Raw genomic sequence first — 20,977 nt, 5'->3', positions numbered from 1 at the left:
ATGCGGACTGGAAAACGGGGCGGCGCCGGGCAGGCCAGCGGGCTGTCGGGCGACCTTGCACAAGCGGTCCGGGGTAATATGGCCGTCGCCTGGATCTCTCCCGAGGGTCGGATCGAGGATGCGAGCGACCGGTTCTGTGGCCTGCTGGGCTATGACGAAGGCACCATGGCCGGCATCTCGCACGACGACCTGCTGGAACCGAAAGATCGCGGCAGTTCCGAGTATGGCGCATTCTGGGACAATCTTCGCGCGGGAAAGACCTGCGGCAACGACGCCTTTCCCCGCATCGACAGCAGCGGCAACGCGGTCTGGATCGGTGCGAACTACTTCCCGGTCATGGGCGAGGATGGCAGCCTGCAACGCGTCATCCTGTTTGCAAGGGACGTGACGAAAGCGGTGCGTGGCGATGCCGAGGCGCAAAGCCGGCTGGATGCGCTGGACCGGTCCCAGGCGCGCGTTGAATTCGACCCGAGCGGTACGATCCGGATGGCCAACGACAATTTCCTGAAGGTCGTCGGCTATACCCGGGACGAGATCATCGGCAAACACCACAGGATGTTCTGCGACCCGGAGCTTGCTGAAAGCACCGACTATGCCCAGTTCTGGGCCGCTTTGGCGCAGGGCGAGTTCCGGTCTGGCGAGTTCCGCCGCCTTGGCAAGGGCGGGCGCGAAATCTGGCTTCAGGCCAGCTATAACCCGATCCTTGGACCGCGCGGCAGCACGCGTGGGATCGTCAAGATCGCGTCGGACATCACGGCGAAAAAGCTCGACTCGCTGCTGTCACAGTCGCGTCTCGAGGCGCTGAGCAACGCGCAGGCCATCATCGAGTTCGAACCCGACGGCACGATCCGGGACGCGAACGAGAACTTTCTGACCTGCGTCGGGTATTCGCTGGACGACATACGCGGAAAGCACCACCGCATGTTCATGCCGCCGGAAGAAGCCGGGACGCCTGAATATGCGCAGTTCTGGGACGAGTTGCGGCAGGGTCACTTCCACGCCGGCGAATTCCGGCGGATCGGGAAAGGCAATCGCGAAGTCTGGCTGCAGGCCACCTATAACCCTATCGCCGACAGCGAGGGGCGCGTGTTCCGGGTCGAGAAATTCGCGAACGACATTACCGGATCGAAGACAGCGATCACGGCGTTCCAGAACGCGATGTCGCGGCTTGCGTCGAACGATCTTACAGTGCGCCTTGCGGTCGAAGTTCCGCCAGAATTCGAGGCGCTGAAATCCCAGTTCAACCAGTCGCTGGACGCGCTTTCCACGGTGATCGCCGGCATCTCGGAACGGGCGGACAGGATCCTGTCGGATGCGGCCCAGATCGAATCGGCCGCCGACGATCTCAGCGTGCGGACGGAACGGCAGGCGGCCACGCTTGAAGAAACCGCCGCGGCGCTGGACCAGATGGCCGGATCGGTACGCGACGCGGCGGCCAGCGCGGAAGAGGCCGCGGCGACTTCCACCTCGGCTGAAGACAGCACGACAACCGGGCTCGAGACTGTGAAACGCGCGGTGGCGGCAATGAACGAGATCGCCGACAGCTCGAACAAAGTATCACGCATCACCGACACGATTGACGCGCTGGCCTTCCAGACCAACCTTCTGGCGCTGAACGCCGGGGTGGAAGCGGCGCGCGCGGGCGAGACCGGGCGCGGCTTTGCGGTCGTCGCATCCGAGGTGCGGCAGCTTGCGCAGCGGTCGTCCGAAGCGTCTCAGGAAATCGCCGATCTCATCCGCTCGACCTCCAGCCAGATACAGGCGGGCGTCAAGCTGGTCGACGATTCCGGCGGGGCGCTGGAACGGATCGCGGCCTTCGTGGCCGACATTCGCCTGAAGGTGGCCGGCCTCGCCTCTGCCGCGCAAGAGCAGTCGCGCGGGCTGGACGACATCAACGCGGCGGCGGGCGAACTGGACAAGGTCACCCAGCAGAACGCGGCGATGTTCCAGGAAACCACTGCGGCGACACAATCGCTGAAGCGCGAAGTAAAGGATTTGTCGGACAGCACCCGCCAGTTCTCGCTGAGCGAAGATGACGACGCTGACGCCTGGGACGAAGGCGAGGACTCGGCCGCACGACGAAGCGCCTGACGAAGCTGGGTGCGCGCCACCCCACCGGCGCGGCGGGAAGTTGTACATCGCCAAGGCGGCAGCTGTACCGCGACCGGGTAGTGGCACGGACTGGTAGAGCGCGAGGTGGCCAGAGGGTCGCGAGTTGGCCAGAGTTTCACCGCGCGGCCAGAACGGTAGGAGCGCCGGAAACGTCGGGAGCTTCAGGAGCTTCGAGAGCTTCGGGAACACCGGCAGCACTTGGAACTTCGGGAGCGACGGGAGCGACGGGAGCGACGGGAGCGACGGGAGCGACGAAGAGACACCCCTCGACAGCAGAAGCAACCCTTTGGCTGCGACGCACGGCCTGTTGACCGCACCCTGATCCTCGGCCATCACCGGGCCAGATCCCTACCCGGTGGCGCCTGCGATGAAACCCTTCCTGATCCTGCAACTGCGGCCCGAAACGGACGCCGCCGACAACGAGTTCGAGGCGTTCCTGTCTAAAGGTGCGCTGTCGCCCGACCGGGTGCATCGGATCCGGCTTGATTGCGAACCGCTGCCGACCGATCTCGACCTTGGCCGCTATGCCGGGACCATCGTCGGTGGCGGGCCGGGCTGCGTGTCGGACCCGCCCGAGAAGAAAACGGAGGTGGAAGCGCGGATCGAACACACGATGCTTTCGCTGATGCCGCAGATCACGGAAGGCGACCTGCCGTTTCTGGGCTGCTGCTACGGGATTGGCATCCTTGCCCACCACCTTGGCGCGGAAGTCTCGAAAAAGCAGTTCGGCGAGCCGGTGGGAACCTCGCTGTGCCGCATCACCGAAGACGGCGCCGCCGATCCGCTGCTGGCGGGTCTGCCGCAAAGCTTCGAGGCCTTCGTGGGCCACAAGGAAGCCGCGCAGGACCTGCCGGACGGGGCGGCGCATCTGCTGGCGTCAGACGCCTGCCCGTTCCAGATGATCCGCCACGGCGCCAACGTCTACGCGACCCAGTTCCACCCCGAGGCGGATGCCGCGGGGTTCCATGTTCGGATCGATATCTATCGCCATCGCGGCTATTTCCGCCCGGAAGAGGCCGACGATCTGCACGCGATGATCGACGCGGCAAAGGTACACGCGCCGGAACTGATCCTGCGGAATTTCGTGGCGCGCTACGGTTAGGTCACGGGCCGCGTTCTGAGGAACAGGTAGAGTGGCAGGCCGCAGCTGACGCCGATGCAGAAGGTCGCCGGAATCGCCCACAGGGCGACCCAGTTGCGGCGCACCCATGTCTCGGCCAGCACGAAGACGGTCAGCGCGATGGCCGCGATTGTCAGATCCCAGACCAGCCCGGTGCTGCCCGCGTTCACGAACCAGCTGTCGATCAGCCCCCCCAGCGACAGGCCTTCCTCGCGCCAGTGACGCACGAACCACCACATCGGATGTACGGCGCCCCACACGGCGAGGCCAAGATAGATCAGGCGCAGCGGCGACATCCCTAGAAGAAACCGTCCGGGTCGATCTGGCTGGGATCGGTGATGTTGCGCGGGTCGATGCCCGACCCCGGCGGCACGGGCGCGCCGTCGACCCCGCAGGCCGCGACCAGCGTCAGGATCAGCAGCGCCCAGACCGGTTTCATCCCAGCATCTCCTTCCAGCGCGCCACCTGCGCGCGGACCTGTTCCGGCGCGGTGCCGCCATAGCTCATCCGGCTGGCGACCGAGTTGTGTACGCCCAGCACCCCGAAGACGTCCTCGCGGATGCCCTCGTGTACCGATTGCATCTCGGCCAGCGTCAGGTCGGGCAAATCGCAGCCCTTCTTCTCGGCCATGGCCACCAGCGTTCCGGTCACATGATGCGCGTCGCGGAACGGCAGGTCCAGTTCCCTGACAAGCCAGTCGGCAAGATCCGTCGCGGTCGAGAAGCCGGACGCCGCCGCGGCCTCCAGGCTGGGGCGGTTGGCTTCCATGTCCTTGACCATGCCTTCCATCGCCGCCAGCGCCAGCATCAGGCTGTCGGCGGCGTCGAAGGTCTGTTCCTTGTCCTCCTGCATGTCCTTGGAATAGGTCAGCGGAAGGCCCTTCATGATGGTGAACAGCGCCACCTGCGCGCCAAGGATGCGTCCGATCTTGGCGCGGATCAGTTCGGCGGCATCGGGGTTCTTTTTCTGCGGCATGATCGACGATCCGGTCGAGAACCGGTCGGACAGCGCGACAAAGCGGAACTGCGCCGACGACCAGATCACCAGCTCTTCCGCGAAACGCGACAGGTGCATGGCGCAGATCGAGGCGGCGGACAGGAATTCCAGCGCAAAGTCGCGGTCGGCCACGGCGTCCAGCGAGTTCGCCGACGGGCGGTCGAAGCCCAGCGCCTCGGCGGTCGCGTGGCGGTCGATCGGGAACGAGGTGCCAGCCAGCGCCGCGGCGCCCAGCGGGCTTTCGTTCATCCGGACACGCGCGTCGGCAAAGCGGCTGCGGTCGCGGGCGAACATCTCGACATAAGCCATCATGTGATGGCCCCATGTCACCGGCTGCGCGGTCTGCAGGTGGGTGAAGCCCGGCATCACCCAATCGGCACCGGCCTCGGCCTGCGCCACCAGGGCGGTCATCAGCGCGGTCAGCCCGTCAATGGCGGCGTCGCACTGGTCACGAACCCACATACGGAAATCCAGCGCCACCTGATCGTTGCGGGACCGTGCGGTGTGCAGGCGGCCGGCGGGTTCGCCGATCAACGCCTTCAGCCGTGCCTCGACGTTCATGTGGATGTCTTCCAGCGCGGTCGAGAATTCGAAGCTGCCGCCTTCGATCTCTGACAAAACGGTGAGCAGGCCTTCCCGGATCGCCTCGGCGTCTTTATCGGTAAGGATGCCCTGCGCCGCCAGCATCGCGGCGTGGGCGCGCGAGCCCCGGATGTCCTGGGCGTAGAGCCGCTTGTCGAAGCCGATCGAGGCGTTGATCGCCTCCATGATGGCGTCGGGTCCCGCGGCGAAGCGTCCGCCCCACATGGCATTCGATTTCGTGTCGTTCATTGGCTGACCCTCGGAGGGAAAATTACATGCGCTGGTTCCGGTTCGCCGTCCTCTACACCTGCCTCGGCCTCGGCGCAAATGGCGCCTTGGCGGCCGATCCGTCGGCGCTGGAGGCGATGCGCGAGGGCGACATGCGCAAGCTGGTGGTTCATCCCGAGCCGGAAGCGGTGCCCGAGGTCAGCTTTGTCGACGCTGCGGATGCCGAGGTCGGGCTGGACCAGTTCCGGGGCAAATACGTGCTGGTGAACTTCTGGGCCACGTGGTGTGCGCCCTGCCGGAAAGAGATGCCGTCGCTTTCGGCGCTTCAGGAAGAGTTCGTCGGAGACAGTTTCGAGGTCGTCACCATCGCAACGGGCCGCAATCCGGTCGCCGGGATGCGGCGGTTCTTTGAAGAGGTCGGCGTCGACAACCTGCCGCTGTACCGTGACCCCAAGCAGCAGCTGGCCCGGCAGATGGCGGTTCTGGCGCTGCCGGTCAGCGTGATCCTCGACCCCGAGGGGCGCGAGATCGCGCGGCTGATGGGCGACGCGGACTGGCACGGCGACAGTGCGCGGGCCATCGTGTCGGCGCTGATCGGGGGCGACAGCTGACGGATCAGATCGGTTTGGCCATCGCCGCGACCTCGGCGTGGCGCGGGCAACCGATCATGTGGTCGTTGACCATGCCGCAGGCCTGCATCCACGCATAGACGATGGTCGGCCCGCAAAACCTGAAACCCGCTTTCTTGAGATCTTTCGAGATCTGACGCGACAGCGGCGTTTCTGCCGGCACCTCGGCCATCGAGGCGAATCCGTTCTGGATCGGCGTTCCGCCGACGCGGTTCCACAGGTAGTCCGAGAACCCCTCGCTCGCCTCTATATCAAGATAGGCGCGGGCGTTGCCGATGGTGGCTTCGATCTTGCCGCGATGACGGACGATGCCGGGATCGGCCAGAAGTCGTGCCACCTCGGGCTCTCCCCAACGTGCGATGACCTCGGGATCGAACCCCTCGAAAGCGGCGCGGAAGTTGTCGCGTTTGCGCAGGATGGTGATCCAGGAAAGCCCCGCCTGGAAGCCGTCGAGAATCAGTTTTTCCCAGAGCGCGCGGCTGTCGTATTCGGGAACGCCCCATTCGGTGTCGTGGTAGGCGACGTAAAGCGGGTCGTCCCCGCACCAACTGCACCGGCCGTCCATTTATCATTCTCCATCAAATAGATAAAAGAATTCGGGCATCCTTTTCAAATTAGAACAAACCAGAAACTTCACCTTATGTAAACATCCATCGCGCACCGTACGAAGGACTGAACGGAGTGTGAGATGCCCCAGACGGACAGACCTGCCGTCCCTGCCTTGGACGAACCGGAAAGCCCGCTTGTTCACGCAGTTACGGAACGCGACAGGGGTATCCAGGGAATGGTTCGCGACGCGATTGCGCATCGCAACGTACTGTTGGCGTTCCAGCCTGTCGTGCAGGCGGCAGAGCCCTATCGCCCCGCCTTCTGGGAAGGTTTGATCCGCATTCTCGACAGTTCCGGCAGGGTCATTCCCGCAAGGGACTTCATCAATGATGTCGAAACCACCGAACTCGGGCGCCAGATCGACTGCCTTGCGCTTGAACTCGGGCTTGCGACGCTGGCCGACCACCCCGGCCTGCGCCTTTCGATCAACATGAGCGCGCGATCCATCGGCTATCCCCGCTGGACCGAAACGCTGGATCGCGGGTTGCGGCGCGATCCGACGGTGGCGGAACGGCTGATCCTCGAGATTACGGAATCCTCCGCCATGGTGATGCCCGACACCGTGCAGGTCTTCATGGCCGACATGCAGCATCGCGGCCTGTCCTTCGCGCTGGACGATTTCGGCGCGGGCTATACCGCCTTCCGTTATCTGCGAGAGTTCTATTTCGATATCCTGAAGATCGACGGCCAGTTCATCCGCAACATCCACGACAATCCCGACAACCAGGTACTGACCCAGGCGCTGATCTCGATCGCCCGGCATTTCGAGATGTTCACCGTCGCGGAATACGTCGAAACCGCCGAGGATGCAGAGTTCCTGAGCGCGATCGGCATCGACTGCATGCAGGGCTACTATTTCGGCGCGCCGACGACCCGGCCCTTCTGGACCGTGAAATCCGACGACCTGCAAGTCGGCTGACGACGCGCCTCGCGGATACGCGTTGCGCGGGGCGACCTCGGTCGGGCTTCCCCGCGACCGGTTGTTGCACCCACGTCAATCTCTTGCATTGACCTGCGCCACCGCATACCACCGAATGCGAAACGGGCGGAACGTCGACGCTTTCTGACCATGGGGACCGGCCTCCGCCCGGCGACCCTGATGGAGGAAGATCAGTCATGACCAATGTCGTAATCGCATCCGCCGCGCGTACCGCGGTCGGCAGCTTCAACGGCTCGTTCGCGAACACCCCGGCCCACGACCTCGGCGCCGCCGTTCTGGAGGCCATCGTCGCACGTGCCGGCATCGACAAAGCGGACGTCAGCGAAACGATCCTTGGTCAGGTGCTGACCGCCGCGCAGGGCCAGAACCCGGCGCGCCAGGCCCATATCAACGCCGGCCTGCCGCAGGAAGCGGCTGCGTGGGGCATCAACCAGGTCTGCGGTTCGGGCCTTCGCGCCGTCGCACTGGGCGCGCAGCACATCATGCTGGGCGACGCCGCGATCGTCGCCGCCGGCGGCCAGGAAAACATGTCGATGTCGCCCCACGCCCAGAACATCCGTCAGGGTCAGAAGATGGGCGACATGAAGTTCATCGACACGATGATCAAGGACGGCCTTTGGGATGCCTTCAACGGTTACCACATGGGCCAGACCGCAGAGAACGTCGCCGAGAAGTGGCAGATCAGCCGCGACCAGCAGGACGAATTCGCCGTCGCCAGCCAGAACAAGGCCGAGGCCGCGCAGAAGGCCGGCAAGTTCGATGACGAGGTGATCGCCTACACCATCAAGACCCGCAAGGGCGACATCGTGGTCGACAAGGACGAGTACATCCGCCACGGCGCCACGCTGGACGCCATGCAAAAGCTGCGCCCGGCCTTCACCAAGGATGGTTCGGTCACCGCCGCGAACGCCTCGGGCATCAACGACGGCGCCGCTGCCGTGCTGCTTATGACCGACGCCGAGGCCGAGAAGCGCGGCATTGAGCCGCTGGCCCGCATCGCGTCCTACGCCACCGCCGGTCTCGATCCGTCGATTATGGGCGTCGGCCCGATCCACGCCTCGCGCAAGGCGCTGGAAAAAGCCGGCTGGTCCGTGGGCGACCTTGACCTTGTCGAAGCCAACGAAGCCTTCGCCGCGCAGGCCTGCGCCGTGAACAAGGACATGGGCTGGGATCCGTCGATCGTGAACGTCAACGGCGGCGCCATCGCCATCGGCCACCCCATCGGCGCGTCGGGCTGCCGCGTGCTGAACACGCTGCTGTTCGAGATGAAGCGCCGCGACGCCAAGAAGGGCCTTGCCACGCTGTGTATCGGCGGCGGCATGGGCGTCGCCCTGTGCGTCGAGCGTCCGTAAGCTGAACCGGGCGGGCCACGTGCCCGCCCCTTTCATATGGAAAACACAAAACAGATCGTATTCTCCGGTGGCGGCCTGCGCTGTTTCTGGCAGGGCGGCTTCATGACCGTTCTGGACGAAGAACACCCGCTGCGGCCCGAGCGCGTGACCGGCGTCAGCGGTGGTGCGCTTGCCGGGTCGGCTTGGCTTGCGGGCCGGGAACGGCAACTGCTTGAAACGATGTGCGAGGTCTTCGAGACCAAGGGCAGCAACGTCGACCTCTTCCATGACGGCGACAAGGGCCTGACCCCACATCAAAGCCTGTACTGCGAAGTGGTCGAGAAAGTTCTGGATGCCGAGGCGCAGGAAAAGGTGGCGGCGGGCCCGTCGTTCCAGATCCTGATCGCGCATCCGCCGGAACGCCCCTCGCCCATCCTGACCGGCGCCGCGATGACACTGGCCTACGAGGCGGAACTGCACATCGTCGGATCGCCGCATTTCGACTGGGCCGAGAAGGTCGGCCTAACCGCGCGCCTGATCGACGCCAACGCCGCGGCGCGCGACGGCAAGCTGGCCGAACTGGTCTGCGGCGCGGCGGTGATTCCCCCGGTGTTCGAGCCCGCCGAGTGGGACGGCAAACCGGTGATCGACGCAGGAATGGCGGATCAGGCGCCGATGCCCGATCCTGATGAGGGCGACACGCTGGTGTTACTCACCCGGCGCTACAAGTCGCTGCCAGAGGTCGACGGACGGCGCTATGTCATGCCGTCCGAAGAGACCCCGGCGGACAAGATTGATTTCACCGACGGGCAGAAGCTGCGGGACACATGGGCGCAGGGCGAAAATGACGCGCGTAGATTCCTTGACCCAAAGGGCCACGCCTGATTTGAGCGAACGCAAAAAGTTTCGTAACGTCAGAAGTGTGGAGGAGAGGAGAGGAATTCCATGGGTAAAGTAGCGCTTGTCACCGGTGGCAGCCGGGGCATCGGCGAGGCCATCTCGAAGGCCCTGAAAGCCGCCGGATACGACGTCGCGGCCACGTACGCGGGCAACGACGAGAAGGCCGCGGCCTTCACCGAAGCGACGGGGATCCAGACCTATAAATGGAACGTCGCTGACTATGACGCGTCCAAGGCCGGTATCGAGAAGGTCGAAGCCGATCTCGGGCCGATTGACGTCGTCGTCGCCAATGCCGGCATCACGCGGGACGCGCCGTTCCACAAGATGACCCCGGAACAATGGAAGGACGTGATCGACACGAACCTGACCGGCGTGTTCAACACGGTTCATCCTATCTGGCCCGGCATGCGCGAGCGTAAGTTCGGCCGCGTCATCGTGATCAGCTCGATCAACGGCCAGAAGGGCCAGTTCGCGCAGGTGAACTATGCCGCGACGAAGGCGGGCGACCTTGGCATCGTCAAGTCGCTGGCGCAGGAAGGCGCGCGCTACAACATCACGGCGAATGCGATCTGCCCCGGCTATATCGCGACCGAGATGGTGATGGCGGTGCCCGAGAAGGTGCGCGAAGCGATCATCGGCCAGATCCCCGCCGGCCGTCTTGGCGAACCGGAAGAGATCGCGCGCTGCGTGGCGTTCCTTGCGTCGGACGATGCGGGCTTCATCAACGGCTCGACGATCTCTGCCAACGGGGCGCAGTTCTTCGTCTGAGACGCGGCTTGTTCAAAGTCTGGATTTTGCGGTGCGCCGGTCCCCTTGGGGACCGGCGTTTTCGCTGGCCGCCTGTCGCCGCGCCTTTTAATGACGCCGGCCGGTAGCCCAAGGTCTTTCGCCGAACCGATCTTGCCGGTGAAGCGGGCGCCCGGGCCACTCGCGCAGCCCGCAGCGGTCTTGCGTGGCTTTGTGCTCAGGCGCTGCTAAGACGGTGAATTTCTTCCTTCAGGCGAAGCTTTTGCTTCTTGAGTGCGGTGATTTCCAAATCGTCGGTGCCTGGCCTCTGTAAGGCCGTTTCGACCTGCGCCGACAGATTTTCGTGCTTTCTACGGAGTTCCTCGAGATGTGAACTCAAGCTCATCGCCGTCCTCCTTCTCTGCTGATAGGGACAAGTGCACCACAAAATTCTGATTTTGTCACGCTACTGTCACCCGTGGACGTAAACGATTAGTTAATCACCCTAATTCGGTCTGCCACCCGGTCGGCAGCGGTTCGCCGTCGCGCAGGACACCGCGAATCTGCGGCGTATAGCTGTCGCCGTCGCGCTCGTGTCGGTCGCCGCTGTGCAGCACAATCGGAGAATGCAGGCGAAACGGCCCGCGCGCGCCCTTGCGCGCCCTCATCAAAACCAGCTCGGCAGGCTTGCCTTCGCGCGGAGCGATGGGCTGTACCGCCAGATCACCCAACCTTCCGTCACAGGCGGACAGCAGGTCGGGAAGGCGATCCGCGCGCTGAATCATCGTCAGCACTCCCCGAGGCTTCAGACGCCGCGTTGCCGCGTCGACCCACGCGGCCAGCGGCAGCGTCTCGCCCAGCGCCGTCTCTCGCGTGCTGCCCTGTGCTGCGGTGCCGCTATCGCGCAGGTAGTAAGGCGGATTGGCTAATACATGGTCGAAGTTTCGCGCACGCAGGCTCGGGGGCATATGGGAAATGTCGCCTTCGACCACATCCATGGACAGTCTGTTTTCGTCAGCGTTCCGCTGCGCCAGCCCGGCATACAGCGGCTGAAGCTCCAGCCCCGCCAGATCCAGACCGCCTACCCGTGATTGCAGGCACAGGCTTGCGACGCCGGCGCCGCAGCCGAGTTCCAGAACTGCGTCACCGGGCCGCGCCGTGACTGCCGCGGCAAGCAGCACCGGGTCGACTCCGGCCCGGTAGCCTTTCGCGGGCTGATATACGTGAAGCCGTCCGCCAAGGAATCCGTCGCGGGTCAGTTCCGCGTCAGTCATCCACGGCAATGTCGTTGTCGCGCAAGACGATACGGGCGCGGTCCAGATCCTCGTCGCGCACCATCAGGCGGCGGGGCAGGATGCCGATGGACCCCTCGAGCACGCTCATGTGCACGTCCATCTGGAAGCTGTCGATCTCTTCGCCATCCAGAAGTGCCGAAGCGTAAGCGATGACTGTGGGATCATTGGTGCGCAAAAGCTCTTTCATCCTGTGGATTAAGGGATAAGAAGGGGCCGATGTCGAGTAGGCTGACGGAATGGTGAGACCGATGCGTGACGCACCGCTGAAACCGCACGAGCAACTGGCCGAGACGCTGGCCGGTGACATGGATGCGGTGAACGCCCTGATCCGGACCCGGATGGCGTCCGAGCATGCGCCGCGTATTCCCGAAGTAACGGCGCACCTTGTCGAGGCCGGCGGAAAGCGACTGCGCCCGATGCTGACCCTCGCGGCGGCGCGTTTGTGTGGCTACGACGGCCCCTACCACGTGCACCTTGCCGCAACGGTCGAGTTCATTCACACCGCGACGCTGCTGCATGACGACGTCGTCGACGAAAGCCGCCAGCGGCGCGGGCGTCCGACGGCGAACCTTCTGTGGGACAACAAGTCCAGCGTGCTGGTCGGCGACTACCTGTTCGCCCGGTCGTTCCAGCTGATGGTCGAGCCGGGCAACCTGCGGGTGCTGGATATCCTGTCCAACGCCGCCGCCGTGATCGCCGAGGGCGAGGTGCTGCAGATGACCGCGGCGCAAGACCTGAAGACAGACGAGGCGATCTATCTGCAGGTGGTGCGCGGCAAGACGGCTGCGCTGTTCTCGGCCGCAACGCAGGTGGGCGGCGTGATCGCCGCCGCGCCCGAAGAACAGGTGCAGGCGCTGTACGACTACGGCGATGCGCTTGGGATCGCGTTCCAGATCGTCGACGACCTGCTGGATTACGGCGGCGACACTGCCGCGACCGGCAAGAACGTGGGCGACGATTTTCGCGAGCGCAAACTGACGTTGCCGGTGATCAAGGCGGTCGCCGCGGCGGACGAGGAAGAACGGGCGTTCTGGAAGCGGGTCATCGAAAAGGGCGACCAGCGTGAAGGCGACCTTGACCACGCGTTGGATCTGCTGGCCAAACACGGGGCGATGGAAGCGACCCGCGCCGATGCGCTGGCATGGTCCGAAAAGGCGAAGACCGCCATCGGCACCCTGCCCGCCAGCGACCTTCGCGATATGCTGCACGGCCTTGCCGACTACGTGGTCGCGCGGATCAGCTAAGCCGCATAGACCTCGGACCCGCCAACGTAGGTTTTCAGCACCTTGCCCTGAAGCCGCGCGCCGTCGAACGGCGTGTTTTTCGACTTCGAGTTCAGCGTCCAGCGGTCCAGAACAACGGGCGCGTCCGGATCGAACAGCACAAGGTCGGCCGGAGCGCCCGCCGCAAGCCGCCCGGTCGGCAGGCCCAGCCGCTTCGCCGGGTTCAGCGCCATCGCGCGGAACAATTGCGGCAGCGTCAGCGCGCCCGCATGGTACAGCCGCAGCGCCGCTGGCAGCAGCGTCTCCAGCCCGACAGCGCCCGAGGCCGCCTCTTCGAACGGCAGGCGTTTCGATTCCTCGTCCTGCGGCGTGTGCATCGAACTGATGATGTCGATCAGGCCGGAAGCGACGGCCTCGACCATCGCCAGCCGGTCGTCTTCGTCCCGCAGCGGGGGCTTGATCTTGAAGAAGGTGCGGTAGTCGCCGATGTCCAGCACGTTCAGCGTCAGGTGGTGGATGTCGACACCGGCGGTCACGTCCAGCCCTGCGGCTTTCGCGCGTTCCAACGCGGGCAGCGCGGCGGCGGTGGACAAGGCGTCGGCGTGGTAGCGCGCGCCTGTCATCTCGACCAGCGCCATGTCGCGTTCCAGCCCCAGCCGCTCGGCCATCGGCGACACCGCCGGGATGCCCTTGAGCGAGGCGAACTTGCCCGAGGTCGCCGCCGTGCCTTTCGACAGGATCGGCTCCTGCGGGTGGGCGATGACCAGCGCGCCAAGAGACCGGGCGTAGGTCAGGCAGCGGGTGAAGACCTTCGTGTCGGCCACGACGCTGTCGGCATCGGTAAAAGCGATGGCGCCCGCATCCAGCAGAAAGCCGATCTCGACCATCTCGCGGCCCTCGCGGCCCTTGGTCAGCGCGGCCATCGGATGGATGCGGACGGGCGCGGCCTCGGAGGCGCGGCGCGAGACGAATTCCAGTTGCTCGGGACTGTCGATCGTCGGCAGCGTGTCGGGCCGGGTGATCATCGTCGTGACGCCCCCCGCCGCGGCGGCGCGTCCGGCGGACCGGAAGCTTTCCTTGTGGCGCTCGCCCGGTTCGCAGATCTTCACGCCCAGATCGACAATGCCCGGCGCAAGGCATTTGCCGCCGCAGTCGATCACCATGTCTCCGGTGGCGTCGGCGGGGCCCGCCAGGATCTCGGCGATCCGTCCGCCGGTGACACGCAGAGCGCCGATCGTGTCCGTCCCGGCCTCGGGGTCGATCAGGCGGGCGTTGGTGAAAAGCGTGCCGGTCATGGGCGTTTCCCTTCTTGGCGGTCGGGGTAGGCAGGCGTGTCCTGCCGCAATTCCCGCCGGAAGACCACAGTCTTCATGGTGCGGTCGTCATCCGGTTCCGGTCTGCACCTTGCGGCACAGATCGTAGACCTCGCGCGCGCCGACGATCCGCTCGAACCCGATGGGGATCTTGCGCGAGCCTTTCTTGGTCTTGCGGTATTCGCTGGCGAACCAGACGTTGCCAGGTTCGCCGTCGTCCCACGTCAAAGCGGTCTGCGACTCGATCGGATAGTCCTTCAGCTTGCGCCCCATCAGCGGAATGTCGGTGGCGATGAAAGCCCGGCGGCTGGTCAGCGTGTACCACGTGTGGCGACGGCTCCATGCGCTCCAGAACGGGGGCAGGACGCCGATGGACAGGCCGACAGAAAAGTGGATCAGGCCGAACATCCAGAAGAAGCCGCCCGCCTGCGCCGCCAGGATCATCCAGAACAGCGCGATACCCGAGAAGAACAGACCGAAGATCATCGCGCCGATCTGGGCCACGCCGAACACCACCCGCTGACCGGGCCGCCCCTGCCACAGGATCGTTTCGCCTTCTTCGAGAATGCCTTCCCAGCCCGCAGGCACCGTGCTCATCCGCGGCTGCTCCCGAACAGGAACGCCAGCAGCAAGACCAGCACCCCTGCGGCCAGCAGGATCAGCAACATCGCAACGCGCGGCAGACGACCGACGGGCGGCGTGGTTTCCTGCTCCGGTTCGGTCGGTTCGGGCCGTTCGGCAGAGGCGACGCGCGGCATCTGTCCCGCCGGATCGGCCTGCGCCATGTGGTACGTGCCAAGCCACCGAAGCCCCATCTTCGGCGCAAGGGTCACGTCCCCGCCGCCGAAAGCCCGCGAATGCAGGATCACGATATACCCGGTCTCGGCTTCCAGCCCGATGCGGGCCGGTTCGACCTCGGCGTCGTCGATGCCAAGGCCGTCGACAAGATAGCCCGCCAGACCGACCCCGCGCAGGTCCGAGACCGGGAAAACCTCGACATGGGCGCGGTCAAGAAACGGCACCCCGGCAAGCTCGGCCAGTGGAGAGGGTCGTCCGTTCGACGCGGGCTGATCCGCAAGCCGTTCGGCCTGATCCTCGGGAAGGTCCAGCGCGAAGACCCGCACCACCTCGGCCTCGCCAGCCGGGACGTGAAGCGGATCGCCCGTCATGCCGCGTTCCCCCCGGCGCGTTCCACCGCTTCGCGCAGGCGGGTAAGCGTGTCGGTGACGTCGGGCTGGTATTTCATCAGGTGCTTGTCGCCGCCGGCGGTGACGACCTGCACCGTGCTTGCGAAGGTCCGCAGCTTGGTGATCTCGGCCAGCCGCATCTCGCGCCCGCCCGGACCCAGCAGGCGGCGGTGGGTCAGATCCCAGCGCACGGCAAGCTCCTCGGACGCCAGATACCAGCCGCGCAGGCCGATCGCGGCAAGCCCGCCGATCGCCCCGGTCCAGACATGCGGATTGCCCGCGATCCACAGCACCAGCATGCCGCCCGCCATGGCGATGGCCGCCATCCATGCGTTGTCGCGGATGTATGCCGACCGCGACGGGCGGAACGAGTGCACGATCTCCTCGTCGTCCCGCAGCGGGACAGAGGGGGTGCGGTTCCCGCCGTCAGGCATGGGCAAGCGCTCCGGCACGGGCGGCCCGCAGGTTGCGGGCCAGCAGGTCCATCGCCGCCATCCGCACCGCGACGCCCATCTCGACCTGATCCTGAATGACCGAGCGGTTGATGTCGTCGGCGATGGTGCCGTCGATCTCGACCCCGCGGTTCATCGGGCCCGGGTGCATCACGATGGCGTCGGGCTTGGCGAATGCCAGTTTCTCGGCATCAAGGCCGAAGCGGTGATAATATTCGCGCTCGGACGGAATAAAGCCGCCGTCCATGCGTTCCCTTTGAAGGCGCAGCATCATCACGACGTCGACATCCTTCAGCCCCTGTTCCATGTCCTGATAGACTTCGACCCCGAACTCGCCGATCTGCGAGGGCATCAGGGTCGGCGGCCCGATCAGGCGCACGCGGTTCTCCATCTTGCCCAGCAGCAGCAGGTTCGACCGCGCCACGCGCGAATGGGCGATGTCGCCGCAGATCGCGATGTTCAACCGGTGCAGCCGCCCCTTTGCGCGGCGGATCGTCAGTGCGTCCAGCAGCGCCTGCGTCGGATGCTCGTGGCGCCCGTCTCCTGCATTCAGGACGGAACAATTCACCTTCTCGGCCAGCAGGTTCACCGCGCCGGAATGCGGGTGCCGCACCACCAGCAGGTCGGGGTGCATCGCGTTCAGGGTCAGCGCGGTGTCGATCAGGGTCTCGCCCTTTTTGATCGAGCTGGCCTGCATCGCCATATTCATCACGTCCGCGCCCAGCCGCTTGCCGGCGATCTCGAAACTCGCCTGTGTACGCGTCGAGTTCTCGAAGAACATGTTGATCTGGGTAAGACCCTTCAGCACGTCGCCATGCTTTGTCTCGGACCGGTTCAGGTCGACGTAGGTGTCGGCAAGGTCGAGAATCTCGGTGATCTCGAGCGGGTGAAGCTCTTCGATCCCAAGAAGGTGTTTCTGGCGGAAATTCATGTGCCCCCCGGCGGTGCCTTGCCCGTTTATAGAAATCCCGGACGGCGCGGGCAAGAAGCCGCGGCCGGTCGCAAGCGGGATTTCGGGCCGACAGGGCGGAGTGGGGGCTCTGCCCCCGTCGCTTTGCGACTCCCCCGAGGTACTTGGAAAAAAAAGAAGGTGTACTTGTGCTTGACAGAATGCCGGGCGCGCTGGAAAAGACAGTTATGGATACACGTCTTCACAACACGCGCTTTTATTTCGTCCTGCAATAGCGGGGCGGTGTCGTGACGTGAGTTTATGGCCGCCGGAAGGCGGCCATTTTTCTTTTCCGCCTCCGGCCTGGAGAAGGAAAAGAACATGGAACACATCAGGATCAGACAGGTAGAGCAGCGCGACCTGCCAAAGGTGCGCGACATGATCATGGCGCTTGCCGCGCACCATGGTGAGGGGGCCGGGGTCACGGTTGCCGATTTGCGGCGGGACCTGTTCGGGCCGACGCCGTGGCTGACCCTGCTGGTGGCCGAGGATGACAGCACCTGTGTCGGCTATGCCGCGATGGGGCGCCGCGCGAAGCTGGCCGATGGATTGCGCGGGATCGAGGTCGAGCACCTGTACGTCGACGCGGACCGGCGCGGCTTCGGCGTGGGGCGGCGGATGCTGTCGGCGGTCGAAGCCTCGGCGCGGCGGCTGGGCGGCAGTTTCGTTACCATCGGCACGCAGGCGGAGAACGCGGCGGCGCGCGGGGCCTACGTTGCCTGTGGCTACGAGCCGCTGCCGCATGACCCCCTGCGGCTGAGGAAGCGGCTGGCGTGACGGCAGGCGCGTCGCGGGCCATTCAACTTTCCCGCCGCGCGGCCTAGCATGGCGGCATGCAGGTGGAATCGATGGATCACTATGCGCTGAGGGCGCTTCTGGAATGGCAGGTCGAGCTTGGCGCGACCGAGGCCATCTGCGAAGCGCCCATCAACCGCTATGAGATCCCGGACAAACCGCCGAAACCCGCCGCCGAGGCGGCGGCGAAGGGCGAAGCGACCGGGCCGGTCCCGGTGCAGAAGGTCGATGCTTCCGGGATCGCCCGCGCCGATGCGGCCAAGGCGGGCTCGCTGGAGGCGCTGGCCGAGGCGATTGCCGCCTTCGACCACTGCGACCTGAAGCGCGGGGCGCGGAACACGGTGTTCTCGGACGGCAATCCCGCCGCGCGGGTGATGATCGTGGGCGAAGCGCCGGGGCGCGACGAGGACATGCAGGGCAAGCCCTTCGTGGGCCGGGCCGGGCAGTTGCTGGACCGGATGCTGGACGCCATCGGCATGGGGCGCGCCCATCCGGATGCGCTGCAGTCGGTCTACATCACCAACATCCTGCCGTGGCGCCCGCCGCAGAACCGCGACCCGACGCCGGAAGAGATCGGCATGATGCTGCCCTTCGTGGCGCGACATGTGCAATTGGCGGACCCGGATGTGCTGGTGCTGATGGGCAATATCTCGTGCCTCGCCTTGCTGGGGCGGAAGGGGATCACGCGGCTGCGGGGCACCTGGACCGAGGCGCTGGGGAAGCCGGCGCTGCCGATGTTCCACCCGGCCTATCTGCTGCGGAATTCCCACGCAAAGCGCGACGCGTGGCACGATCTGCTGATGCTGCAGCACCGGCTGAGGGGCGGCGAATGAAGATCATGGCGTTCTCCGACCTGCACCTGTCGGCGCCGCGCGCCGCGTTGCTGGTCGACGCCGCGGCGGAGGCCGACCTTGTGATCGGCGCCGGGGACTTCTGCAACATGCGCAAGGGTCTGCCCGAGGCGATGGCCTTGCTGTCCGATATCGCGGCGCCCTTCGTCGTGGTGCCGGGCAATGCCGAAAGCGCGGACGAGCTGCGCGCCGCCGCGCCCGGCGGCGTGACCGTGCTGCATGGCGAGGGCACAGAGATCGGCGGGCTGCGCCTGTTCGGGCTGGGCTATGGCGTGCCGGTGACGCCGTTCGGCGCGTGGTCCTGCGACCTGTCGGAGAAAGAGGCCGTCGCGAAGCTGGCGGGGTGCGACGCGGCGGACGTGCTGGTGACGCATTCACCGCCGAAGGGTGTGGCCGACGTGACCTCGGGCGGGCAGTCGGTGGGCTCGGTGGCGATCCGGGACGCCATCGCGCGGATCGCGCCCAAGCTGGCGGTCTGTGGACATATTCACGACAGCTGGGGCGCCGAGGGGATGATCGGCGGGACGCGGGTGGTGAACCTTGGCCCGGTTCCGAACCGGTTCGAGGTGGCGCCATGATCGAACCGCTGCTGCTGCTGGCGTTCGTCCCGGCCTCTCTGGCGCTGAACCTGACGCCGGGGGCGGACATGATGTTCTGTCTTGGGCAGGGCTTGCGCCATGGGCCGCGCGCGGCGGTGGCCGCCAGCGCCGGGATCTCGATGGGCGGACTGGCGCACGGGCTGGTGGCCGGGCTGGGGCTGGGCGCGCTGGTGGCCGGGCTGCCGTGGCTGTTCGACGTGATCCGATGGGTCGGTGTCGGCTATTTGCTGTGGCTGGCGGTGCAGGCTTTGCGCAGCGGGCCGGTGCGCGATGTACCGGGCGGGTCGCACCATGCGTTCCGCGAGGCCTTCGTGGTGAACCTGACCAACCCGAAGATCGTGCTGTTCATGCTGGCCTTCGTGCCGCAGTTCGTCGATCCGTCCCGCGCGGTGCTGCCGCAGTTCCTGATCTTCGCGGGCGTGCTGTCGGTGGGCGGCTTCTTCGTGAACGGCGCAGTCGGCGTGTTCGCGGGCGGAATCGGCCGAACGGTGGCACGGTCGGAACGGTTTTCAAGGACGCTGGGATGGGTCAGCGCCGGGGTGTTCGCGGCGCTGGCGCTGCGGCTTGCTGTGATGGAGAAGGCATGAGCCGGATCGACGAGACCAAGGATTTCGTGCCGGTGCGGATCGCCGTGCTGACGGTGTCGGATACGCGCGCGCTGGACGAGGACCGCTCGGGCGGAGTGCTGGTGGAGCGGATCGAGAAAGCGGGCCACGAAGTCGTCGCGCGGGAGATCCTGCGGGATGAGCGCGGAGAAATCGCGGCCAAGCTGAGAGAGTGGTGCGCCGATCCGGGGGTGGACGTGGTGATCTCGACCGGCGGCACCGGGCTGACCGGGCGGGACGTGACCGTCGAGGCCCATCGCGACGTCTACGAGAAAGAGATCGACGCCTTCGGGACGGTGTTCACCATCGTGTCGATGCAGAAGATCGGCACCTCGGCGGTGCAAAGCCGCGCGACCGGCGGGGTGGCGAACGGGACCTACCTGTTCGCGTTGCCGGGCTCGCCCGGGGCCTGCAAGGATGCGTGGGACGAGATCCTTGAGAGACAGCTGGATTACCGGCACCGGCCCTGCAATTTCGTCGAGATCATGCCGCGTCTGGACGAGCATCTGCGGCGGAAGTAACGCCCTTTACCGGCCGCGTCCGTGGGGGCGCTGCCCCCGTCGCTGCGCGACTCCCCGAGGTATTTCAAAAGAGAAGAAACCTAGCGGGGGAAGGTCCCGAGGCGGTCGATCTCGTAGCCGTCGGGATAGGTGGCGCGGCGTTTCCCGGTCTGAAGGTAGGGTTTGCGGCGGGGCGGCAGCAGGCGCAGCACGCGGGCACGAAGGCGGAGACCGGCGGGGACGGCGGCGCGCAGCCAGCGGGGCGCAGGCGGGAACCCCATCGCCTTGCGCAGCGGGTCGTCCATCATGGCGTGGACCACGGGGCGGCCCATGGGGATCAGGCGTTTGGGGAGGTAGAAGCCGAGCAGCAAGTCGCGGGTGCGGCTGCCGACCAGCGCATTGCTGTCGGCGCGCCGGAAGTTACGCGCCTCGTAGTCGCGGTTGAACCTCTCGTAGGCGGTGATGTCCGCCGGGATGTCCGTGATGCCCATCCGGACGCCCATGTCGCGATAGAAGGTGAAGATTGCCTGCGTTTCGGCCGGTGTCAGGTCGCGCCAGCCGAAGCGCGCGATCCATCGGATCGGCTCGATCACGAAGGTCGACAGGACGTAGAGCATATCCTCGTTCGCGATCCGGAATCGCCCGTGCATCGCGTTCATCCGCGCCAGCGCCGCCGCGCCACGGTCGCTGTCGGCGCCATGTTCGAGGATCTCGGCGAGGATCAGGGCGGTGTCGTCGTAACGCTTCGCCGGGCGATGCTCGAATTCGCCGGTGCGGGCGAGCAGGCCCGAGATCGACGGGACCGCGTAGGTGCGGAACAGCGCGAATTCCAGCGCCTTTTCGATGTCCCACGGGAACTCCCACGCGCCCAGCAGGAACACGATCTCGCGCGCGTCGGTGGCCGGGTCGAGACGGGCGATCTTGTCGCGCATGCGCACCTGCGATGCTCCTTTACTTGGAATGTCGCATCGCGATTATCACACCGCGCGGGAAATTTCCGCGACGGAATCCGCGGCGCGGGCCGTAACACCGTTG

Annotated in this window: 26 protein-coding genes; 13 read left to right on the top strand and 13 right to left on the bottom strand. The window is 65.8% G+C overall.

Annotation, left to right across the window (positions count from 1 at the left end; translation table 11 throughout):
- Together ACP156_RS11595 and ACP156_RS11590 are read left to right on the top strand one after the other, a co-directional pair.
- The gene (locus ACP156_RS11595) at positions 1 to 2,091 is read left to right on the top strand and encodes a methyl-accepting chemotaxis protein (protein ID WP_425051486.1); all 2,091 of its coding nucleotides are present in this window, start codon (positions 1 to 3) and stop codon (positions 2,089 to 2,091) included.
- A gap of 388 nt (positions 2,092 to 2,479) precedes the next feature.
- Positions 2,480 to 3,214 carry a glutamine amidotransferase gene (locus tag ACP156_RS11590; RefSeq protein ID WP_425051485.1) on the top strand — a complete coding sequence of 245 codons (735 nt, stop codon included), beginning with the start codon at positions 2,480 to 2,482 and terminating at the stop codon, positions 3,212 to 3,214.
- Here ACP156_RS11590 and ACP156_RS11585 read toward each other — a convergent pair.
- From ACP156_RS11585 to argH, 3 genes are read right to left on the bottom strand one after another with little or no spacing between them, the layout of a single operon-like run.
- Positions 3,211 to 3,528 (bottom strand): DUF2834 domain-containing protein, encoded by a 318-nt coding sequence (locus tag ACP156_RS11585; RefSeq protein ID WP_425051484.1) that lies wholly within the window; start codon positions 3,526 to 3,528, stop codon positions 3,211 to 3,213. The two genes, ACP156_RS11590 and ACP156_RS11585, sit on opposite strands and share 4 nt — an antisense overlap.
- A gap of 2 nt (positions 3,529 to 3,530) precedes the next feature.
- A complete protein-coding gene (locus ACP156_RS11580) occupies positions 3,531 to 3,671 on the bottom strand; it encodes a hypothetical protein (RefSeq protein ID WP_425051483.1) in 141 nt (46 codons plus the stop codon).
- On the bottom strand, positions 3,668 to 5,059 hold the full coding sequence (gene argH / locus ACP156_RS11575) for an argininosuccinate lyase (RefSeq protein WP_425051482.1): 1,392 nt from the start codon (positions 5,057 to 5,059) through the stop codon (positions 3,668 to 3,670). The genes ACP156_RS11580 and argH overlap by 4 nt, the downstream gene beginning before the upstream one ends.
- A gap of 26 nt (positions 5,060 to 5,085) precedes the next feature.
- Between argH and ACP156_RS11570 the strand changes: the two genes are divergently transcribed.
- Positions 5,086 to 5,649, top strand: a complete 564-nt coding sequence (locus ACP156_RS11570) for a TlpA family protein disulfide reductase (protein WP_425051481.1) — start codon at positions 5,086 to 5,088, stop codon at positions 5,647 to 5,649.
- A gap of 4 nt (positions 5,650 to 5,653) precedes the next feature.
- Here the strand turns inward: ACP156_RS11570 and ACP156_RS11565 are convergent, their stop codons facing one another.
- On the bottom strand, positions 5,654 to 6,232 hold the full coding sequence (locus tag ACP156_RS11565; protein WP_425051480.1) for a DNA-3-methyladenine glycosylase I: 579 nt from the start codon (positions 6,230 to 6,232) through the stop codon (positions 5,654 to 5,656).
- A 219-nt stretch (positions 6,233 to 6,451) separates the two neighbouring features.
- Between ACP156_RS11565 and ACP156_RS11560 the strand changes: the two genes are divergently transcribed.
- From ACP156_RS11560 to phbB, 4 genes are all read left to right on the top strand, one after another.
- Positions 6,452 to 7,195, top strand: coding sequence for an EAL domain-containing protein (locus ACP156_RS11560; RefSeq protein ID WP_425051479.1), 744 nt, complete (start codon positions 6,452 to 6,454; stop codon positions 7,193 to 7,195).
- Between the two features lie 197 nt (positions 7,196 to 7,392).
- A complete protein-coding gene (locus tag ACP156_RS11555; RefSeq protein ID WP_425051478.1) occupies positions 7,393 to 8,568 on the top strand; it encodes an acetyl-CoA C-acetyltransferase in 1,176 nt (391 codons plus the stop codon).
- Between the two features lie 36 nt (positions 8,569 to 8,604).
- A complete protein-coding gene (locus tag ACP156_RS11550) occupies positions 8,605 to 9,432 on the top strand; it encodes a patatin-like phospholipase family protein (protein ID WP_425051477.1) in 828 nt (275 codons plus the stop codon).
- Between the two features lie 60 nt (positions 9,433 to 9,492).
- Positions 9,493 to 10,215: an acetoacetyl-CoA reductase gene (gene phbB / locus ACP156_RS11545; RefSeq protein WP_425051476.1), complete on the top strand. Its 723-nt coding sequence runs from the start codon at positions 9,493 to 9,495 to the stop codon at positions 10,213 to 10,215.
- Positions 10,216 to 10,411: 196 nt separating this feature from the next.
- Here the strand turns inward: phbB and ACP156_RS11540 are convergent, their stop codons facing one another.
- The 3 genes from ACP156_RS11540 to ACP156_RS11530 all read right to left on the bottom strand — a co-directional run bounded on the left by ACP156_RS11540 (position 10,412) and on the right by ACP156_RS11530 (position 11,655).
- Positions 10,412 to 10,579, bottom strand: coding sequence for a YdcH family protein (locus ACP156_RS11540; RefSeq protein WP_425051475.1), 168 nt, complete (start codon positions 10,577 to 10,579; stop codon positions 10,412 to 10,414).
- Between the two features lie 94 nt (positions 10,580 to 10,673).
- The gene (locus ACP156_RS11535) at positions 10,674 to 11,447 is read right to left on the bottom strand and encodes a tRNA1(Val) (adenine(37)-N6)-methyltransferase (protein WP_425051474.1); all 774 of its coding nucleotides are present in this window, start codon (positions 11,445 to 11,447) and stop codon (positions 10,674 to 10,676) included.
- A complete protein-coding gene (locus ACP156_RS11530) occupies positions 11,440 to 11,655 on the bottom strand; it encodes a DUF2007 domain-containing protein (RefSeq protein WP_425051473.1) in 216 nt (71 codons plus the stop codon). Before ACP156_RS11530 ends, ACP156_RS11535 begins: the two co-directional genes overlap by 8 nt.
- A gap of 61 nt (positions 11,656 to 11,716) precedes the next feature.
- On the opposite strand from ACP156_RS11530, the gene ACP156_RS11525 reads away from it, so the two are divergent.
- Entirely contained in the window at positions 11,717 to 12,712 is a 996-nt protein-coding gene (locus ACP156_RS11525) for a polyprenyl synthetase family protein (protein ID WP_425051472.1), read from the top strand.
- On the opposite strand, the gene pyrC is transcribed toward ACP156_RS11525, so the two are convergent.
- The 5 genes from pyrC to ACP156_RS11500 form a co-directional block, all read right to left on the bottom strand.
- On the bottom strand, positions 12,709 to 13,986 hold the full coding sequence (gene pyrC, locus ACP156_RS11520) for a dihydroorotase (RefSeq protein WP_425051471.1): 1,278 nt from the start codon (positions 13,984 to 13,986) through the stop codon (positions 12,709 to 12,711). The two genes, ACP156_RS11525 and pyrC, sit on opposite strands and share 4 nt — an antisense overlap.
- Before the next feature lie 87 nt (positions 13,987 to 14,073).
- Positions 14,074 to 14,601, bottom strand: coding sequence for an aspartate carbamoyltransferase catalytic subunit (locus ACP156_RS11515; RefSeq protein WP_425051470.1), 528 nt, complete (start codon positions 14,599 to 14,601; stop codon positions 14,074 to 14,076).
- Positions 14,598 to 15,173 (bottom strand): hypothetical protein, encoded by a 576-nt coding sequence (locus ACP156_RS11510; RefSeq protein ID WP_425051469.1) that lies wholly within the window; start codon positions 15,171 to 15,173, stop codon positions 14,598 to 14,600. The genes ACP156_RS11515 and ACP156_RS11510 overlap by 4 nt, the downstream gene beginning before the upstream one ends.
- The gene (locus ACP156_RS11505) at positions 15,170 to 15,625 is read right to left on the bottom strand and encodes a hypothetical protein (protein WP_425051468.1); all 456 of its coding nucleotides are present in this window, start codon (positions 15,623 to 15,625) and stop codon (positions 15,170 to 15,172) included. Before ACP156_RS11505 ends, ACP156_RS11510 begins: the two co-directional genes overlap by 4 nt.
- Positions 15,618 to 16,574: an aspartate carbamoyltransferase catalytic subunit gene (locus ACP156_RS11500; RefSeq protein WP_425051467.1), complete on the bottom strand. Its 957-nt coding sequence runs from the start codon at positions 16,572 to 16,574 to the stop codon at positions 15,618 to 15,620. The genes ACP156_RS11505 and ACP156_RS11500 overlap by 8 nt, the downstream gene beginning before the upstream one ends.
- Before the next feature lie 339 nt (positions 16,575 to 16,913).
- On the opposite strand from ACP156_RS11500, the gene ACP156_RS11495 reads away from it, so the two are divergent.
- The 5 genes from ACP156_RS11495 to moaB all read left to right on the top strand — a co-directional run bounded on the left by ACP156_RS11495 (position 16,914) and on the right by moaB (position 19,963).
- Entirely contained in the window at positions 16,914 to 17,369 is a 456-nt protein-coding gene (locus tag ACP156_RS11495) for an N-acetyltransferase family protein (RefSeq protein ID WP_425051466.1), read from the top strand.
- Positions 17,370 to 17,431: 62 nt separating this feature from the next.
- A complete protein-coding gene (locus ACP156_RS11490; RefSeq protein WP_425051902.1) occupies positions 17,432 to 18,220 on the top strand; it encodes a uracil-DNA glycosylase in 789 nt (262 codons plus the stop codon).
- Positions 18,217 to 18,816 carry a metallophosphoesterase family protein gene (locus tag ACP156_RS11485; protein ID WP_425051465.1) on the top strand — a complete coding sequence of 200 codons (600 nt, stop codon included), beginning with the start codon at positions 18,217 to 18,219 and terminating at the stop codon, positions 18,814 to 18,816. The genes ACP156_RS11490 and ACP156_RS11485 overlap by 4 nt, the downstream gene beginning before the upstream one ends.
- A complete protein-coding gene (locus tag ACP156_RS11480) occupies positions 18,813 to 19,424 on the top strand; it encodes a LysE family translocator (protein WP_425051464.1) in 612 nt (203 codons plus the stop codon). The genes ACP156_RS11485 and ACP156_RS11480 overlap by 4 nt, the downstream gene beginning before the upstream one ends.
- Positions 19,421 to 19,963, top strand: coding sequence for a molybdenum cofactor biosynthesis protein B (gene moaB / locus ACP156_RS11475; RefSeq protein WP_425051463.1), 543 nt, complete (start codon positions 19,421 to 19,423; stop codon positions 19,961 to 19,963). Before ACP156_RS11480 ends, moaB begins: the two co-directional genes overlap by 4 nt.
- 80 nt (positions 19,964 to 20,043) lie before the next feature.
- On the opposite strand, the gene ACP156_RS11470 is transcribed toward moaB, so the two are convergent.
- Positions 20,044 to 20,874 carry an oxygenase MpaB family protein gene (locus tag ACP156_RS11470; RefSeq protein ID WP_425051462.1) on the bottom strand — a complete coding sequence of 277 codons (831 nt, stop codon included), beginning with the start codon at positions 20,872 to 20,874 and terminating at the stop codon, positions 20,044 to 20,046.
- Positions 20,875 to 20,977: the final 103 nt, after the last annotated feature.

Origin of the sequence: Psychromarinibacter sp. S121, from assembly GCF_049801035.1 — a bacterium.
Classification (GTDB): Bacteria; Pseudomonadota; Alphaproteobacteria; order Rhodobacterales; family Rhodobacteraceae; genus Psychromarinibacter.
Note: the sequence above shows the minus strand (reverse complement) of the source record. Positions and strands in the feature narration are given on the sequence as shown.